Origin of the sequence: Pseudomonas solani (assembly GCF_026072635.1) — a bacterium.
Taxonomy (GTDB): domain Bacteria; phylum Pseudomonadota; class Gammaproteobacteria; order Pseudomonadales; family Pseudomonadaceae; genus Metapseudomonas; species Metapseudomonas solani.
In genome coordinates, this window is sequence record NZ_AP023081.1 from 2,251,289 (window position 1) to 2,268,374 (window position 17,086).

The window sequence follows — 17,086 nt, forward strand, 5'->3', positions numbered from 1 at the left end:
GGCGGCCCGCCTCTCCTTCCGGCGGTCGGTTTACGGCCATCCCGTTACTGGTTTTTTATACAGCTCGATGCGTATAGTGCGTCTTTTCCCGTTCCAGGAAGGACCCCCCATGCCCCGCTGCTTCTGGTGCAACGACGACCCGCTCTACATCGACTACCACGACACCGAATGGGGCGTGCCCCAGCGTGACCCGCAGGGGCTCTTCGAGATGCTGCTGCTGGAAGGCTTCCAGGCCGGGCTGTCGTGGATCACCGTGCTGAGGAAGCGCGAGCGCTACCGCGAGGTGATGTTCGGCTTCGACGCCCAGCGCCTGGCGCGCATGAGCGACGAGGAGATCGAGGAACGCATGCAGGACCCGGGCATCATCCGCAACCTCGCCAAGCTAAAGGCCGCGCGGCAGAACGCCCAGGCCTGGCTGCGCCTGGAAGACCCGGTGAAGCTGCTCTGGTCCTTCGTCGGCGGGGTGCCGCGCATCAATCACTTCGTCGGGCGTGGCGAGGTGCCGGCGGTCACGCCCGAGGCCGAAGCCATGAGCAAGGCGCTCAAGAAGGCCGGCTTCACCTTCGTCGGCCCGACCATCTGCTATGCCTTCATGCAGGCCTGCGGCATGGTCATGGACCACACCACCGACTGCGATCGCTACTCGGCGCTGAAGGGCTGAAGTCTCCGTCGAGACCAATTGGTCATCGACGCTGGCGCGCGGCTGGTTAGAATACGCGCCTCGTCGATTGCTGGAGTTGCCCGTGGAGAAGTTCAAAGGCGCGCTGGTCGTGGGATTCCTGCGGCTCTTCGCTCTCCTGCCCTGGGGCGTGGTCCAGCGCCTGGGCGCCGCCATCGGCTGGCTGATGTGGCGCCTGCCCAACCGCTCGCGCGAGGTGGTGCGCATCAACCTGTCCAAGTGCTTCCCCGAGTTGAACGCGGCCGAGCTGAACGAGCGCACCCGCCTGAGCCTGATGGACATCGGCCGCACCCTGACCGAGAGCGCCTGCGCCTGGATCTGGCCGGCGCAGAAATCCATCGGCCTGGTGCGCGAGGTGGAGGGCCTGGACGTGCTGCAGGAGGCGCTGGCCAGCGGCAAGGGCGTGGTGGGCATCACCAGCCACCTTGGCAACTGGGAAGTGCTCAACCACTTCTATTGCGACCAGTGCAAACCGATCATCTTCTACCGCCCGCCGAAGCTGAAGGCGGTGGACGAGCTGCTGCGCAAGCAGCGCGTGCAGCTGGGCAACCGTGTGGCCCCTTCCACCCGTGAAGGCATCCTCAGTGTCATCAAGGAAGTGCGCAAGGGCGGTGCCGTGGGCATTCCGGCCGACCCCGAGCCGAGCCTTTCCAGCGGCCTGTTCGTTCCCTTCCTGGGCACCACCGCGCTGACCAGCAAGTTCGTCCACGGCATGCTTTCCGGCGGCAAGGCCCGCGGGGTGTTCCTGCATGCGCTGCGCCTGCCCGATGGCTCCGGCTTCAAGGTGATCCTCGAGGCCGCGCCCGAGGCCATGTACAGCGAGGACGTCGAGACCTCGGTCGCCGCGATGAGCGCTGTGGTCGAGCGCTACGTGCGCACCTACCCGACCCAGTACATGTGGAGCATGAAGCGCTTCAAGAAGCGCCCCGAAGGGGAGAAACGCTGGTATTGAGGCGCCTTATGGCGCCTTTTTTCCGTCGCCGCTGTGATTTAGGCTATTAACGGCACACCAAGGCTGAGGATGGCGAACAGACGATGTCGAACCAGCGGCAGTACCCGCGCACTCCGATGAAGTGCCGGATCAAGATCAGTCACGAAAGCTTCGGCGAAATACTCGCCCAGACCCGCGACCTCTCCGATGGTGGTGTCTACGTGCGCCACCCCGATCTCGTCGCCCTGCCCCTGGGCACCATCGTCACCGGCCAGGTCCAGGACCTGCCCTTCGAGGCGCCGGTCTTGCAGATGGAGATCATGCGCGCGGATGTCGAAGGCGTCGGCCTGCGCTTCATCGATCGCTGACTCAGCCGTCGCCCTCGGCGCCCATCAGCACCAGGGATTCGCAGCCTTCACGGCGACAACCCCAGCGGTATTCCTCCCGGGTCGGCCCGTCACCGCGCCAGGTGGTGGCCGTGGCCGCCGCGTTGATGCGGAAGTTCCACACCTGGCCACGCCCGTCATGCACCCGGCCCTCGATGCTGCAGGGCAGCCAGGCGAACTGGTGATGCAGGACCACGCCATCGAGCAGCTCGCCAAGGGTGAAGAAACGCTCGACCTGGGCCTTCGACATCGACCAGCCCGCGCAGGCTTCGGCCGTGGCCCTGTCGGTGTTGGTCACGCCTTCGAACAGCGGGCGCGAGGCTTCGAGCAGGGTATAGGGCCCATTGGGCTCGGCGGCGCCGGCCGGCAGCGCCAGGGTCGTGGCCAGCGCGAAGGGCACGAGGCGGCTCATGGCGGCGCTCAACGGGGCGCTGCCTGGCGGTCGAGACGCTTGAGGAACACCGTCATCTCCTTCTCCGCCTGCTTGTCGCCCTGGGCCTGGGCCGCTTGCAGTCCCTGGGTCCAGGCCTGACGTGCCCCCTCGTCGTCCCCTGCCTGTTGCAGGGCCTTGCCGAGCAGCTTCCAGGCCGCCGAGTACTTGGCGTCGAAGGCCACGCAGGCCTTCAGGTGCTCGGCGGCCCGGGCAGCGTCGCCCTGGTCGAGGTAGCCCTTGCCGAGGCCGAAGCGCAGCAGCGAATTGTCGTTGCCCTTGGCGAGCATCCTCTCCAGTCCTTCGAGCATTGCGCCTCCTCCCTTGTTCGTGCGGCTTTTTCTGTGCGCCTTTAGAAGAACGTCAGCCCGACCTGGAACAGGCGCTCGGCATCACGGATGTACTTCTTGTCGACGAGGAACAGGATCACGTGGTCGCCGGACTCGATCACCGTGTCGTCGTGGGCGATCAGCACCTCGTCGTTGCGGATGATGGCGCCGATGGTGGTGCCCGGCGGCAGGGCGATGTCCTCGATCATGCGGCCCACCACCTTGCTCGACTTGGCGTCGCCGTGGGCGATGGCCTCGATGGCTTCCGCCGCGCCCCGGCGCAGGGAGTGCACGCTGACGATGTCGCCGCGGCGCACGTGGGTCAGCAGGGTGCCGATGGTGGCCAGCTGCGGGCTGATGGCGATGTCGATATCGCCGCCCTGCACCAGGTCGACGTAGGCGGGGTTGTTGATGATGGTCATCACCTTGCGCGCGCCCAGGCGCTTGGCCAGCAGCGAGGACATGATGTTGGCCTCGTCGTCGTTGGTCAGCGCCAGGAAGATGTCGGCATCGTTAATGTTCTCTTCCACCAGCAGGTCGCGGTCGGAGGCGCTGCCCTGCAGCACCACGGTGCTGTCGAGGGTGTCGGAGAGGTAGCGGCAGCGGGCCGGGTTCATCTCGATGATCTTCACCTGGTAGCGGCTCTCGATGGCCTCCGCCAGGCGCTCGCCGATGTGGCCGCCACCGGCGATGACCACCCGCTTGTAGCTGTCCTCGAGGCGGCGCATCTCGCTCATCACGGCGCGGATGTGCGCCTTGGCGGCGATGAAGAAGACCTCGTCGTCGGCCTCGATCACCGTATCGCCCTGGGGCGTGATCGGCCGGTTGCGGCGGAAGATCGCGGCAACGCGGGTGTCGACGTTGGGCATGTGCTGGCGCAGCTGGCGCAGCTCCTGGCCTACCAGCGGGCCGCCGTAGTAGGCCTTGACGCCCACCAGTTGGGCCTTGCCCTCGGCGAAGTCGATCACCTGCAGCGCGCCGGGGTATTCGATCAGGCGCTTGATGTAGTTGGTCACCACCTGCTCGGGGCTGATCAGCACGTCCACCGGAATGGCTTCGTTGTCGAACAGGCCGGCGCGGGTCAGGTAGGCCGCTTCGCGCACGCGGGCGATCTTGGTCGGGGTATGGAACAGGGTGTAGGCGACCTGGCAGGCCACCATGTTGACCTCGTCGCTGTTGGTCACTGCCACCAGCATGTCGGCGTCGTCGGCACCGGCCTGGCGCAGCACGGTGGGGAAGGAGCCGCGCCCCTGCACGGTGCGGATGTCGAGGCGGTCGCCGAGGTCGCGCAGGCGCTCAGCGTCGGTGTCCACCACCGTGATGTCGTTGGCTTCGCCGGAGAGGTGCTCGGCGAGGGTGCCGCCGACCTGTCCCGCACCGAGGATGATGATCTTCACTGATCGCTCCGTTAGCCGCGCGGTGAGGCGGCGATCTTTATCAGCTTGGCATAGTAGAAGCCGTCGTGGCCGTCTTCCTGGGCCAGCAGTTGGCGCCCGTGGGGCTGCTTGAGGCCGAAGCTGCCGGCGATGTCCAGTTCGCGCGCGCCAGGGGTGCGGGCGAGGAAGGTGGCGATGTTATCGCTGTTTTCCATCGGCAGCGTGGAGCAGGTGGCGTACACGAGCACGCCGCCCACTTCGAGTGTGGGCCACAGGGCGTCGAGCAACTCGCCCTGCAGCTGCGCCAGGGCGGGGATGTCCTCGGCCTGGCGGGTCAGCTTGATGTCTGGGTGGCGGCGGATCACGCCGGTGGCCGAGCAGGGCGCGTCCAGGAGGATGCGCTGGAACGGCTTGCCGTCCCACCAGGCAGCGATATCGCGACCATCGGCAGCGATCAGCGTGGCGTGCAGGCCGAGGCGCTGGAGGTTTTCGCGCACCCGCACCAGGCGGCTCTCTTCCAGGTCCACGGCCACCACGTCGGCCAGGCCGGGCTCGGCCTCCAGCAGGTGACAGGTCTTGCCGCCAGGGGCGCAGCAGGCGTCGAGCACGCGCTGGCCGGGGGCGAGTTCGAGCAGGTCGGCGGCCAGCTGCGCGGCTTCGTCCTGCACGCTGACGCGGCCGTCGGCGAAGCCGGGCAGGGTCTTCACGTCACGGGCTTCGAGCAGGCGGATGCCGTCGCGGCTGAACGCGCAGGGCTCGGCCTCGATGCCGGCCTGGCGCAGTTCGGCGAGGTAGGCGTCGCGCTCGCCGTGACGGCGGTTGACCCGCAGGATCAGCGGCGGGTGCGCGTTGTTGGCGGCGCAGATCGCTTCCCAGTGTTCGGGCCAGGCCGCCTTGAGCGCCTTCTGCAGCCAGCGTGGGTGGGCGGTGCGCACCATGGGGTCGCGCTCCAGCTCGGCGAAGATCGCCTCGCCGTCACGTTGGGCATTACGCAGCACGGCATTGAGCAGGCCCTTGGCCCAGGGCTTCTTCAACTTCTCGGCGGCACCCACGGTTTCACCGATGGCGGCGTGGGCGGGGATGCGGCTGTAGAACAGCTGGTAGAGGCCGACCAGCAGCAACGCCTCCACATCCTTGTCGGCGCTCTTGAACGGCTTCTGCAGCAGGCGCTCGGCCAGGGCCGAGAGGCGGGGCTGCCAACGGGCGGCGCCGAAGGCGAGGTCCTGGGCAAGGCCACGGTCGCGCGGGTCGACCTTGTCCAGCTGTGCGGGCAGGCTGCCGCCCAGCGAGGCCTTGCCGGAGAGGACGGCGGTCAGCGCGCGGGCGGCGGCGAGACGCGGATTCATGCGCCGAGCACCAGGCCGGCGGCGAACTGCTCGCGGCGGCTGTTGAACAGGTCGGCGAAACTCAGTGGCTTGCCGCCGGGCAGTTGCAGGCGGGTCAAGCGCAGGGCACCACTGCCGCAGGCCACGGTCAGGCCGTCCTTGCTGGCGGCGAGGATCTGCCCCGGCTGGCCCTGGCCTTCGCCGAGCTGGGCCGCCAGTACCTTCAGCGGCTCGCCGCCGAGGGTGCTGTGGCAGATCGGCCAGGGGTTGAAGGCGCGCACCAGGCGCTCCAGCTCATCGGCCGGGCGGCTCCAGTCGATGCGGGCTTCGTCCTTGTTGAGCTTGTGTGCGTAGGTGGCCAGGGCATCGTCCTGCACCTCGCCCACCAGGGTGCCGGCGGCGAGTTGCCCGATGGCCTGCACCACGGCTTGCGGGCCGAGGGCGGCGAGGCGGTCGTGGAGGCTGCCGCCGGTGTCGTCGGCGGTGATCGGGGTGACCACCTTGAGCAGCATCGGCCCGGTGTCCAGGCCCGCTTCCATCTGCATCACGGTGACGCCGCTCTCGGCATCGCCGGCCTGCACCGCACGCTGGATCGGCGCGGCGCCACGCCAGCGCGGCAGCAGCGAGGCATGGCTGTTGATGCAGCCGAGGCGCGGGGTGTCGAGCACCACCTGGGGCAGGATCAGGCCGTAGGCGACCACCACCATCAGGTCGGCACCGAGGGCCTTGAGCTCGGCCTGGGCATCGGCGTCACGCAGGGTCGGCGGCTGCATCACGGGGATGCCGTGCTGCAGGGCGAGTTGCTTGACCGGGCTCGGCATCAGCTTCTGGCCACGGCCTGCCGGGCGATCCGGCTGGGTGTAGACGGCGACGATACTGTGCGGCGTGTCGAGCAGGGCCTTGAGGTGCTCGGCGGCGAACTCCGGGGTGCCGGCGAAGACGAGGCGCAGTGCTTGGGTCATGCGGGGCTCACTTGGTCACTCTGAAAAAGAAAAAGGCTTGCCGGAGCAAGCCTTTGGGGTTCGGCGATCAAGCCTGCTGGCGGTGCTGCTTTTCCAGCTTCTTCTTGATCCGGTCACGCTTGAGCGTCGACAGGTAATCGACGAACAGCTTGCCGTTGAGGTGGTCGCACTCGTGCTGGATGCACACCGCGAGCAGCCCCTCGGCGATCAGTTCGTAGGGCTTGCCGTCGCGGTCCAGGGCCTTGATGCGCACCTTCTGCGGACGGTCGACGTTCTCGTAGAAGCCCGGGACTGACAGGCAGCCTTCCTGGTACTGGTCCATCTCGTCGGTCAGGGATTCGAACTCGGGGTTGATGAAGACCATGGGCTCGGACTTGTCTTCGGACAGGTCCATCACCACCACGCGCTTGTGCACGTTGACCTGGGTCGCGGCGAGGCCGATACCCGGTGCGTCGTACATGGTTTCGAACATGTCGTCGATCAACTGGCGCACAGCGTCGTCCACCACGTCCACCGGTTTGGCGATGGTACGCAGGCGTGGATCGGGAAATTCGAGGATGTTCAGGATCGCCATATGCGTTTGTGATGCACTTGTAGAATAAAGTCAAAATCCGCTGCTAAGATGATGAGCAGCATTGAAAAACGCCTGCAAAGCCCGGTTGGGGCGGCTTTCAGGCCGTTTCGCGTGAACGCACATAATAAAGGGATTCACCGCATGAGGAAATCACTACTCGCCCTGCTGCTCCTTGCTGCCAGTGGGCTGGCACAGGCTGCGGTGGAACTCAAGGAAGGCCACCCGGAGCACTACACGGTAGTGCGTGGGGATACCCTCTGGGATATCTCGGGCAAGTTCCTGCGCGAACCCTGGAAGTGGCCGGAAATCTGGCACGCCAACCCGCAGATCGAGAACCCGCACCTGATCTACCCGGGCGACAGCCTGAGCCTCGTCTATGTCGATGGCCAGCCTCGCCTGATGCTGGATCGCGGCGCATCCCGTGGCACCATCAAGCTGTCGCCCCAGGTGCGCAGCACGCCGATGGCCGAAGCCATTCCGACCATCCCGCTGGAAGCCATCAACAGCTTCCTGCTGAGCAACCGCATCGTCGACACGCCCGACCAGTTCAACGGCGCGCCCTATATCGTCGCCGGCAACGCCGAGCGCGTGGTCAGCGGCGCCGGTGATCGCGTCTATGCACGCGGCAGCTTCGACGAGCAGAACCCCACCTACGGCATCTTCCGTCAGGGCAAGACCTACATCGACCCCGAGACCAAGGAATTCCTCGGCATCAACGCCGACGACATCGGTGGCGGTGACCTGGTGGCCCAGGAAGGCGACGTGGCGACCATGACCCTCACCCGTTCGACCCAGGAAGTCCGTCTGGGTGATCGCCTGTTCCCGACCGAACAGCGCTCGGTGAACTCCACCTTCATGCCCAGTGCTCCGAGCACCGACATCAAGGGTGTGATCCTCGACGTGCCCCGTGGCGTGAACCAGATCGGCCAGTTCGATGTGGTGACCATCAACAAGGGCAAGCGCGACGGCCTGGTGGAAGGCAACGTACTGGCGGTCTACAAGACCGGCGAGATCGTGCGTGACCGCGTCACCGGTGAATCGGTGAAGATCCCCGACGAGCGTGCCGGCCTGCTGATGGTGTTCCGCACCTACGACAAGCTCAGCTACGGCCTGATCCTGGCGGCCAGCCGACAGCTGGCGGTGATGGACAAGGTGCACAATCCCTAAGCAAACCAAGCCCCCGTCCTACGGGGGCTTGTTGTATACAGGGTGGCCAGCCGCCCTGCGCGGCGATGGTCAAGGACGATCCCCGTGCCGCCCGCCTCTCCCGCTGAAATCGAAGCCCGCCTGCGTCTTCACAGTCTTCCCGAACTCGGTCCCCAGCGTTTCCGCGTATTGATCGACGCCTTTGGCAGCGCCTCTGCTGCCCTCAGTGCCCCGGCCGCCGCCTGGCGCTCGCTGCGCCTGCCCGAGGCCTGCGCCGGCCCCCGTCGCAGTGAAGAGGTGCGCAACTGCGCCGCCCGGTCACTGGCCTGGCTGGAACAGGAAGGCAACCACCTGCTGATGTGGGACGACCCCCGCTACCCCGCCCTGCTCGCCCAGCTCAACGATGCCCCGCCGCTGCTGTTCGTGCGCGGTGCCCCGGCCCTGCTCGAACGCCCGCAACTGGCCATGGTCGGCAGCCGCCGTGCCTCCCGTGCCGGGCTGGATACCGCCCACGCCTTTGCCCGCAGCCTGGCCGCCGGGGGCTTCTGCATCACCAGCGGCCTGGCCCTGGGCATCGACGGTGCCGCCCACCGGGGCGCGCTGGATGCCGGCGGGCACACGGTCGCCGTGCTCGGCACCGGGCTGGAGCGCATCTACCCGAGCCGGCACCAGGCGCTCGCGACGGCGATAGTCGAAAGCGGCGGGGCCCTGGTTTCCGAGCTGCCGCTGGACTGCGCGCCCCAGGCCAGCAACTTCCCCCGGCGCAACCGCATCATCAGCGGGCTCTCGCTGGGTGTGCTGGTGGTGGAGGCGAGCCCGTCCAGCGGCTCGCTGATCACCGCGCGCCTGGCTGTCGAGCAGGGCCGTGAGGTCTACGCCATCCCCGGCTCCATCCACCATCCCGGTGCGCGCGGTTGCCACCAGTTGATCCGCGACGGCGCCGTGCTGGTGGAGACGGTCGGGCATGTGCTCGAAGCCCTGCGTGGCTGGCAGGTGGTCGCGCCGGAACCCCGTGCTGCGCTGCTGGACCACCCGCTGCTCGACCTGCTGCGCGCCGCGCCCTACAGCAGCGAGGCCCTGGCCAGCGCCAGTGGCTGGGAGCTGCCCCGCGTACTGGCCGCGCTCACCGACCTGGAGCTCGATGGCTGCATCGCCCGTGACGCCGGGCTCTGGGTTCATCGGCGCGGTTGAGGCCTGTACACTCGCGCCATCGTTTTTCCGGGAGTGGGCAATGGTCAGCAACTGGCAGGTTCGGCAAGTGGCGCGGGTGGTACGGGGCGGCGGTGTGATCGCCTATCCGACGGAGGCCGTCTGGGGGCTCGGCTGCGACCCCTGGAACGAGGAGGCCGTCTACCGCCTGCTGGCGCTCAAGGCGCGGCCGGTGGAGAAGGGGCTGATCCTGGTGGCCGATGCGATCGAGCAGTTCGACTTCCTCCTCGACGACCTGCCCGATGAATGGAAAGACACGCTGGCCGCCTCCTGGCCCGGCCCCAACACCTGGCTGGTGCCGCACCAGAACCTGCTGCCGGAATGGATCACCGGGCAGCACGACAGCGTCGCCCTGCGCGTCAGCGACCACCCGGTGGTGCGCGCCCTGTGCGCCCAGGTCGGGCCGCTGGTCTCCACCTCCGCCAACCCCGCTGGACGGCCTTCCGCCGTATCGCGCCTGCGTGTGCAGCAGTACTTCCCCGGCGAGCTGGATGCCGTGCTGGTGGGCGCCCTGGGTGGGCGCCGCAACCCGAGCACCATCCGCGACCTGGTCACCGGGCAGGTCGTGCGCGCGTCCTGAATCAGGGCAGCAGCACACTCGAACCGCTGGTGCGCCGGCCTGCCAGGTCGGCATGGGCGCGGGCGATGTCGGCCAGGGCATAGCGCTGGCCGATCTCCACCTTCAGCGCGCCGCTGGCGATCATCCCGAACAGCTCGTCGGCCATGGCCTGCAGGTTCGCCGGCGTGTCGGCATAGCTGCCCAGCGTCGGCCGGGTGACGTAGATCGAACCCTTCTGCGCCAGCACCCCAAGGTTGACCCCGCTCACCGCGCCCGAGGCGTTGCCGAAGCTCACCAGCAGGCCGCGCGGGGCCACGCAATCCAGCGAGGTTTCCCAGGTGTCCTTGCCCACCGAGTCGTAGACCACCGGGCATTTGCGCCCCTCGGTCAGCTCCAGCACCCGTTGCACCACGTTCTCGCGGCTGCTGTCGATGCACGCCCAGGCACCCAGGGCCTTGGCTCGCTCGGCCTTCTCGGCCGAACCCGCAACCCCGATCAGGCGTGCACCGAGGGCCTTGGCCCACTGGCAGGCGATGGAGCCGACCCCGCCGGCGGCGGCATGGAACAGCACCGTCTCGCCGGCTTTCAGCGCGTGGGTCTGGCGCAACAGGTACTGCACCGTCAGGCCCTTGAGCATCACCGCTGCCGCCTGCTCGTAGCTGATGGCGTCCGGCAGCTTCACCAGGTTGGCCGCCGGCAGCACGTGGTACTCGCCATAGGCGCCCAGGGGCCCGGTACCGTAGCCGACCCGGTCGCCCCCCTTCAGGTGCTCGACGCCCGTGCCCACGGCATCCACCTCGCCGGCACCCTCGTTGCCCAGCCCGGAAGGCAGGGACGCAGCCGGGTACAGGCCGCTGCGGAAATAGGTCTCGATGAAGTTGAGGCCGATGGCGTGGTTGCGCACCCGCACCTGGCCCGGTCCCGGTTCGGCGATGGGCGCCTCCACCAGTTCGAGCACCTCGGGACCGCCGTACTGGGAAAACTGCACGCGTCTGGCCATGGCCGACTCTCCTTCATCTGGGGAAAGCCCCAATCCAAGCCTTCCGCTTGATCGGCGTCAAGCCACTGCACGGCCCCTGCGGTGGTATGCTTGCGCCCTCTTTTTCCCCTGCAAGCCCCGCCAGCTGGCGCTCGCAAGCCGATTCAAGGTGCATTCGACGTGAGTAAACACATTGAGGCCGTGAAGGCCTACCTGCTCGATCTGCAAGACCGTATCTGTGCCGAACTGGCAACCGAGGACGGCGGCGCCGGCTTCTTCGAAGAGGCCTGGGAGCGCCCTGCCGGCGGTGGCGGCCGCACCCGCGTGCTGGAGAACGGCAAGCTGATCGAAAAGGGCGGGGTCAACTTCTCCCATGTGTTCGGCAGCAGCCTGCCGCCGTCGGCCAGCGCCCATCGCCCGGAACTGGCCGGCCGTGGCTTCCAGGCCCTGGGTGTGTCCCTGGTGATCCACCCGGAGAACCCGCACATCCCCACCTCCCACGCCAACGTGCGCTTCTTCATCGCCGAAAAGGAAGGTGAAGAGCCGGTCTGGTGGTTCGGCGGCGGCTTCGACCTCACCCCCTACTACGCCCACGAGGAAGACTGCGTGCTCTGGCACCAGGTGGCCCGTGACGCCTGCGCACCCTTCGGCGCGGACGTCTACCCGCGCTACAAGGAATGGTGCGACCGCTACTTCCACCTCAAGCACCGCAACGAACCGCGTGGCATCGGCGGCCTGTTCTTCGACGACCTGAACCAGTGGGACTTCGACACCAGCTTCGCCTTCATGCGTGCCATCGGCGACGCCTACATCCAGGCCTACCTGCCCATCGTGCGCAAGCGCCGCCACACCCCCTTCACCGAGCAGCAGCGCGAGTTCCAGGCCTTCCGCCGTGGTCGCTACGTGGAGTTCAACCTGGTGTTCGACCGCGGCACCCTGTTCGGCCTGCAATCGGGTGGGCGCACCGAATCCATCCTCATGTCCCTGCCGCCCCAGGTGCGCTGGGGCTACGACTGGAAGCCCGAGCCGGGCAGCGAGGAAGCGCGCCTGACGGAATACTTCCTCCAGGACCGTAACTGGCTCGAGGAGGCGGGGCTCTGATGGATCGCTACGCCGTCTTCGGCAACCCCATCGGCCACAGCAAGTCGCCGCTGATCCACCGCCTGTTCGCCGCGCAGACCGGCCAGGCCCTGGAGTACGAGGCGTTGCTGGCGCCCCTGGACGACTTCACCGGCTTCGCCCGCGCCTTCTTTGCGCAGGGCCTGGGTGGCAACGTCACCGTGCCCTTCAAGGAACAGGCCTTCCAGATGGCCGACAGCCTCAGCGAGCGCGCCCGCCGCGCCGGTGCGGTGAACACCCTCAAGCGCCTGGATGACGGCAGCCTGCTGGGCGACAACACCGACGGCGCCGGCCTGGTGGGCGACCTGATGCGCAATGCCGGGCTCGAACTCGCCGGCAAGCGCATCCTCCTGCTCGGTGCCGGTGGTGCCGTGCGCGGTGTGCTCGAACCCCTGCTGGCCCAGCGCCCGGCTGCGGTGGTGATCGCCAACCGCACGGTGGAGAAGGCCGAGCAGCTGGCCCGTGAGTTCGCCGACCTGGGCCCGGTGCTGGCCAGTGGTTTCGATTGGCTGGAAGAGCCGGTGGACCTGATCGTCAACGGCACCTCCGCCAGCCTTGCCGGCGAGCTGCCGCCCATCTCGCCGAGCCTGATCGAGGCCGGCCACACCGTCTGCTACGACATGATGTACGGCGCGCAGATCACTGCCTTCAACCGCTGGGCCCAGGAGCAGGGCGCCGCGCGCACCCTCGACGGCCTGGGCATGCTGGTGGAGCAGGCGGCCGAGGCCTTCCTGCTCTGGCGCGGCGTGCGCCCGGAAACGGCGCCGGTCCTCGCCGAACTGCGTCGGCTGCTCGCCCAGGGCTGATTCGGTCGCCCCGGGCTACGGCTCGATCACCAGCCGGCTGTGCTCGTCTTCCAGCTTGCGCAGCTCGCGCTCCACATGGGGCCGGGCGCGACGCAGCACCAGGGTGCGGCCCTGCCCGTGCAGCCGACGGGCCTCGTTGTGCAGCAGGCTCACCCCGGCGAAATCGATGAAGTTGATGTGGTGCCCGTCCAGCACCAGGCGCTTGCCCCGGCTGCGCTGGATCAGCCGCTGCACATAGGGGCAGGCACCAAAGAAGATCGAGCCCTCGATGCGCAGCACCTCCTCCTCGGCGTCGCCGGAATGCAGCACGCGCGGCTGCGAGGTGCGCTTGAGGTAGAAGAACAGCGACGCCAGCACCCCCGCGTAGATCGCCGTCTGCAGTTCCAGCACCAGGGTGGCCAAGGCCGTCAGGGCCATCACCACGAACTCCGCCCGGCTCACCCGCCATAGCTGGCGCATGCCCGGCAGGTCGATCAGGTTCCAGCAGATCAGCAGGATGCTCGCCGCCATCGCCGGCAACGGGATATGCGCGATCAGCCGCGCGCCCACCAGGGCGAACAGCGCCACCCATAGCGCCGAGCACACCCCTGCCAGGGGCGAGCGGGCGCCGGCCTGCAGGTTCAGCGCCGAGCGGGTGAAGGAGCCGCTGGAGAGGTAGCCGGAGAACCAGGCCCCGATCAGGTTGGACAGGCCCTGGCCGCGGGTCTCGCGGTTGGCGTCCAGCACCTGCTGCGACTGCGCGGCCAGGGCACGGGCGATGGACAGGCTCATGACCAGGCCGAGCAGGCCGCAGGCCACGGCCGACGGCAGCAGGCGCAGGATGTCGTCGAGGTCGAAGCGCAAGGCCGTGAACGGCGGCAGGCGGCCCTCGAAAGGTGGCACCCGTGGCACGCCGGCCATGCTGGCGGGGAACGCCATTACCAGCAGGCTGCCGGCCACCAGGCCCAGCAACAGGGCCGGCAGGCGCGGGGCGAAGAGCCGCAGCAGCAGCGTCACCACCAGGGTCGTCAGCGCCACCAGCACCGAAGGCAGGTGCACCTCGCGCACGTGCCCCGCCAGTTCCAGCGCGCCCTGCAATGCCGTCGCGCGGCCTTCCAGGCTGGGCAGGCCGAGCAGGTTGGGGATCTGCCCTAAGGCGATGACCAGCGCCGCGCCGCAGGTGAAGCCGATCACCACCGACTGCGAGACGAAATTGGCCAGGGCGCCGAAGCGCAAGACACCGAGCAGCCACTGGAACAGCCCGGCGAGGAAGGTCAGCAGCAGCACCAGGGCGATGTAGTCGCCGCTGCCCGGCAAAGCCAGGGGGCTGACGCTGGCGAACAGCACCACGGAGATGGCCGCCGTCGGGCCGCCGATCAGGTGCCAGGACGAGCCCCAGAGGCAGGCGATGATCACCGGCACCACGGCGGCATAGAGGCCGTATTCGGCCGGCAGGCCGGCGATCAGCGCATAGGCGATGGATTGCGGCAGGGCGAGGATGGCGCCGGTGAGGCCCACCAGCGCGTCACGCCCGAGGCTGCGCCCGGTGGTCCGGGGCAGCCAGTCGAGGAAGGGGAAGAGGGTGGAAGGCTTCATCGTGTGACGGGCAGGGCCTCATCGGCAGGCGTGGGAAACGTGGTGCGAACTTTCACTCGCGATGGGCAGCGACCATACGCCACCTCGGGCGAATTGGGGCCGTTTCACGGCCCCCGCGAATCACAGCTTCGCCTTCACCGCCGCCAGTGCATCGCCGCCCTCGCGGGTGGTCACGCCCTGCAGCCAGCCCTCGACCACCTGCGGGTTGGCCTTGAGCCAGGCCTTCACCGCCTCGTCGTTGCTGGCGTTCTTGCTCAATACCTCGTTCATCACCGCGTTCTCCATCTCCTGGGTGAACGCCAGGTTGGCCAGCAGCTTGCCGACGTTGGGGCACTGCTGGGCGTAGCCCTTGCGCGCCAGGGTGTTCACCGTGCCGCTCGCGCCGAAGTACTTCTCGCCGCCCTTGAGGTACTTCATGTCGTACTGCACGTTCATCGGGTGCGGGGTCCAGCCGAGGAACACCACGAAGTCCTTGCGCTTCACCGCGCGGCCCACCTGCACCAGCATCGCCTGCTCGCTGGACTCCACCAGCTTCCAGTCGCCCAGGCCGAATTCATCGCCCTTGATCATGTCCTGGATGGAGATGTTGGCCGGCGAGCCGGCGGCGATGCCGTAGAGGGTGTGCTTGAACCTGTCGGCGTGCTTGTCCAGGTCGGCGAAGGTCTTCACCCCCGCGTCATAGGCGTAGGTGGGCACCGCCAAGGTGTACTCGGTGCCGCCGAGGTTCTGCGCCACCTTGTCCACCTCGCCGGCGGCGACGAACTTGTCGTAGTTGCTCTGCTGGGCCGGCATCCAGTTGCCGAGGAAGACGTCCACCTGGCCCTTCTGCAGTCCGGCGAAGATGATCGGCACTGCCAGGGTCTGGGTCTCGGCCTTGTAGCCCAGGCCGTCCAGCAGCAGGCGGGCGACGCCGTTGGTGACGGCGATGTCGCTCCAGCCCGGGTCGCCCAGCTTCACGGTGGCGCAACGGGCGTCCTCGGCCTGGGCGGTGGTGATCAGGGCGCTGGAAAGCAGCGCGCCGGCGAACAGGGTGGTGATGGTCTTCATGCCTTTTCCTTGTGAGTGAAGGTGTGGCCGGCCGTGGGTTCGTCCCCTCTGGTCAGGGCTGTGGATAACGTGCGCGGCGCTCCAGGTCGTCGAGATCGATGTGGTTGCGCATGTATTGCTGGCTGGCGTCCACCCAGGGCTGGTGGTCCCAGCTGGTGAGCCGGCCCTGCTCCAGCGCGCCGGCGACGAAGCGGCGGCGGCGCTGGCTGGCGAGCGTCGCCTGGTGGATCGCGGGGATGTCCCAGCGCGCCCGGGCTTCGGCGAGGAAGGCCTCGAGCACCTCGCGGTGGCTCGCGGATGCGGCCAGGTTCTCCAGTTCGCGAGGGTCGCCTTCCAGGTTGAAGAGCAGCAGCGGGTCCTGCTCCGAATAGACGAACTTCCACGGGCCACGGCGGATCATCATCAACGGGCTGGTGGTGCCTTCGGCCATGTATTCGCCGAACACCTCGTCATGTCCGCCCTCGCCCGCCAGGTGCGGCAGCAGCGAGCGGCCGTCCAGCGGCAACTGTGGGTCCAGGTTGCCGCCGGCCAGTTCCACCAGGGTCGGCAGCAGGTCCATGGTCGAGACCGAGGCCTTGACCCGGCGCGGCGCGAAACGCTGCGGTGCATGCACCAGCATCGGCACCCGCGCGGCCATTTCGAACCAGTGCATCTTGTACCAGAGGCCGCGCTCGCCAAGCATGTCGCCGTGGTCGCCAGAGAACACCAGGATGGTGTCCTCGGCCAGGCCACAGTCCTCCAGGGTCTTGAGCAGGGTGCCGATCTGCGCGTCGACGTAGCTGCAGGCGCCGAAGTAGGCGCGGCGGGCGTCGATGATCTTCTGCTCGGGCAGCGGCTTGTCCCACAGGTCGATGACCTTGAGCAGGCGCTGGGCGTGCGGGTCCTGCTCATGCTGGGCCAGCTGCACCGAGGGCAGCGGGATGTCCTCCTCGCGGTACAGGTCCCAGTACTCGCGGGGAATGGTGTAGGGGTCGTGGGGGTGGGTCATCGACACCGTCAGGCAGAAGGGCCGCCCGGCCTGTTCGCGCACGTGGTCGTAGAGGTACTGGCGCGCCTTGAACACCACCTCGTCGTCGAAATCCAGCTGGTTGGTGCGCACGCAAGGCCCGGCCTGCAGCACCGAGGACATGTTGTGGTACCAGCTCGGGCGCACGTCCGGCTCGTCCCAGTTCACCGCCCAGCCGTAGTCGGCGGGGTAGATGTCGCTGGTCAGGCGTTCCTCGTAGCCGTGCAGCTGGTCCGGACCGCAGAAGTGCATCTTGCCGGACAGCGCGGTGCGGTAGCCCAGGCGGCGCAGGTGATGGGCGTAGGTGGGCACGTCGGCGGGGAAGTCGGCGGCGTTGTCGTAGGCGCCGATCTTCGACGGCAGCTGGCCGCTCACCAGGGTGAAGCGCGAGGGCGCGCAGAGCGGGCTGTTGCAGTAGGCCGAGTCGAACACCACGGCACGTTCCGCCAAGCGCGAAAGATTGGGCATGTGCAGGGGCAGGCCACCGTGGAAGGGCATCAGCGGCGCGGCCATCTGGTCGGCCATGATGAAGAGGATGTTGGGGCGGTTCATGGGGCCTTCATCCATATGATCGGTTTATGCGAGAGTGCTGGCGTCGATCATGGAATCGCCACACCTTTCGGTAAACCGCATGGGCGGACATGCCTC

The 17,086-nt window shown here is 67.9% G+C and carries 18 protein-coding genes; 8 read left to right on the plus strand and 10 right to left on the minus strand.

Features of this window, described 5'->3' with window-relative positions:
• Positions 1-109: 109 nt before the first annotated feature.
• From PSm6_RS10050 to PSm6_RS10060, 3 genes are all read left to right on the plus strand, one after another.
• Positions 110-661: a DNA-3-methyladenine glycosylase I gene (locus PSm6_RS10050; RefSeq protein WP_021219940.1), complete on the plus strand. Its 552-nt coding sequence runs from the start codon at positions 110-112 to the stop codon at positions 659-661.
• 82 nt (positions 662-743) lie between these two features.
• On the plus strand, positions 744-1,631 hold the full coding sequence (locus PSm6_RS10055; protein ID WP_265170157.1) for a lysophospholipid acyltransferase: 888 nt from the start codon (positions 744-746) through the stop codon (positions 1,629-1,631).
• Between the two features lie 83 nt (positions 1,632-1,714).
• On the plus strand, positions 1,715-1,978 hold the full coding sequence (locus PSm6_RS10060; RefSeq protein ID WP_021219938.1) for a PilZ domain-containing protein: 264 nt from the start codon (positions 1,715-1,717) through the stop codon (positions 1,976-1,978).
• Between the two features lies 1 nt (position 1,979).
• Here the strand turns inward: PSm6_RS10060 and PSm6_RS10065 are convergent, their stop codons facing one another.
• The 6 genes from PSm6_RS10065 to def form a co-directional block, all read right to left on the minus strand.
• Complete coding sequence (locus tag PSm6_RS10065) at positions 1,980-2,408, minus strand: hypothetical protein (RefSeq protein ID WP_052351279.1); 429 nt, start codon at positions 2,406-2,408, stop codon at positions 1,980-1,982.
• An 8-nt stretch (positions 2,409-2,416) separates the two neighbouring features.
• On the minus strand, positions 2,417-2,737 hold the full coding sequence (locus PSm6_RS10070) for a tetratricopeptide repeat protein (protein ID WP_031287874.1): 321 nt from the start codon (positions 2,735-2,737) through the stop codon (positions 2,417-2,419).
• A gap of 41 nt (positions 2,738-2,778) precedes the next feature.
• Positions 2,779-4,152, minus strand: coding sequence for a Trk system potassium transporter TrkA (gene trkA / locus PSm6_RS10075; protein WP_043241845.1), 1,374 nt, complete (start codon positions 4,150-4,152; stop codon positions 2,779-2,781).
• Between the two features lie 11 nt (positions 4,153-4,163).
• A complete protein-coding gene (rsmB, locus tag PSm6_RS10080; RefSeq protein WP_265170158.1) occupies positions 4,164-5,477 on the minus strand; it encodes a 16S rRNA (cytosine(967)-C(5))-methyltransferase RsmB in 1,314 nt (437 codons plus the stop codon).
• Positions 5,474-6,418 (minus strand): methionyl-tRNA formyltransferase, encoded by a 945-nt coding sequence (gene fmt, locus PSm6_RS10085; RefSeq protein ID WP_265170159.1) that lies wholly within the window; start codon positions 6,416-6,418, stop codon positions 5,474-5,476. The genes rsmB and fmt overlap by 4 nt, the downstream gene beginning before the upstream one ends.
• A 67-nt stretch (positions 6,419-6,485) precedes the next feature.
• A complete protein-coding gene (def, locus tag PSm6_RS10090) occupies positions 6,486-6,992 on the minus strand; it encodes a peptide deformylase (protein WP_043241851.1) in 507 nt (168 codons plus the stop codon).
• A 141-nt stretch (positions 6,993-7,133) separates the two neighbouring features.
• Between def and PSm6_RS10095 the strand changes: the two genes are divergently transcribed.
• The 3 genes from PSm6_RS10095 (at position 7,134) to tsaC (ending at position 9,927) form a co-directional block, all read left to right on the plus strand.
• Complete coding sequence (locus PSm6_RS10095; RefSeq protein WP_265170160.1) at positions 7,134-8,159, plus strand: LysM peptidoglycan-binding domain-containing protein; 1,026 nt, start codon at positions 7,134-7,136, stop codon at positions 8,157-8,159.
• Between the two features lie 84 nt (positions 8,160-8,243).
• Complete coding sequence (dprA, locus tag PSm6_RS10100; RefSeq protein WP_265170161.1) at positions 8,244-9,329, plus strand: DNA-processing protein DprA; 1,086 nt, start codon at positions 8,244-8,246, stop codon at positions 9,327-9,329.
• Between the two features lie 40 nt (positions 9,330-9,369).
• Complete coding sequence (gene tsaC / locus PSm6_RS10105; RefSeq protein ID WP_265170162.1) at positions 9,370-9,927, plus strand: L-threonylcarbamoyladenylate synthase type 1 TsaC; 558 nt, start codon at positions 9,370-9,372, stop codon at positions 9,925-9,927.
• Position 9,928: 1 nt separating this feature from the next.
• Here the strand turns inward: tsaC and PSm6_RS10110 are convergent, their stop codons facing one another.
• Positions 9,929-10,906, minus strand: coding sequence for a quinone oxidoreductase family protein (locus PSm6_RS10110; protein WP_265170164.1), 978 nt, complete (start codon positions 10,904-10,906; stop codon positions 9,929-9,931).
• Between the two features lie 159 nt (positions 10,907-11,065).
• Between PSm6_RS10110 and hemF the strand changes: the two genes are divergently transcribed.
• Both hemF and aroE read left to right on the plus strand, forming a co-directional pair.
• Complete coding sequence (gene hemF / locus PSm6_RS10115; RefSeq protein WP_031287872.1) at positions 11,066-11,986, plus strand: oxygen-dependent coproporphyrinogen oxidase; 921 nt, start codon at positions 11,066-11,068, stop codon at positions 11,984-11,986.
• Positions 11,986-12,810, plus strand: a complete 825-nt coding sequence (gene aroE, locus PSm6_RS10120; protein WP_043241861.1) for a shikimate dehydrogenase — start codon at positions 11,986-11,988, stop codon at positions 12,808-12,810. Before hemF ends, aroE begins: the two co-directional genes overlap by 1 nt.
• A gap of 15 nt (positions 12,811-12,825) precedes the next feature.
• Here the strand turns inward: aroE and PSm6_RS10125 are convergent, their stop codons facing one another.
• The 3 genes from PSm6_RS10125 to betC form a co-directional block, all read right to left on the minus strand.
• Positions 12,826-14,385: a SulP family inorganic anion transporter gene (locus tag PSm6_RS10125; RefSeq protein WP_265170165.1), complete on the minus strand. Its 1,560-nt coding sequence runs from the start codon at positions 14,383-14,385 to the stop codon at positions 12,826-12,828.
• Positions 14,386-14,505: 120 nt separating this feature from the next.
• Positions 14,506-15,432: a choline ABC transporter substrate-binding protein gene (choX, locus tag PSm6_RS10130; protein WP_265170166.1), complete on the minus strand. Its 927-nt coding sequence runs from the start codon at positions 15,430-15,432 to the stop codon at positions 14,506-14,508.
• Positions 15,433-15,484: 52 nt separating this feature from the next.
• Entirely contained in the window at positions 15,485-16,990 is a 1,506-nt protein-coding gene (betC, locus tag PSm6_RS10135) for a choline-sulfatase (protein WP_265170167.1), read from the minus strand.
• Between the last annotated feature and the right edge of the window lie 96 nt (positions 16,991-17,086).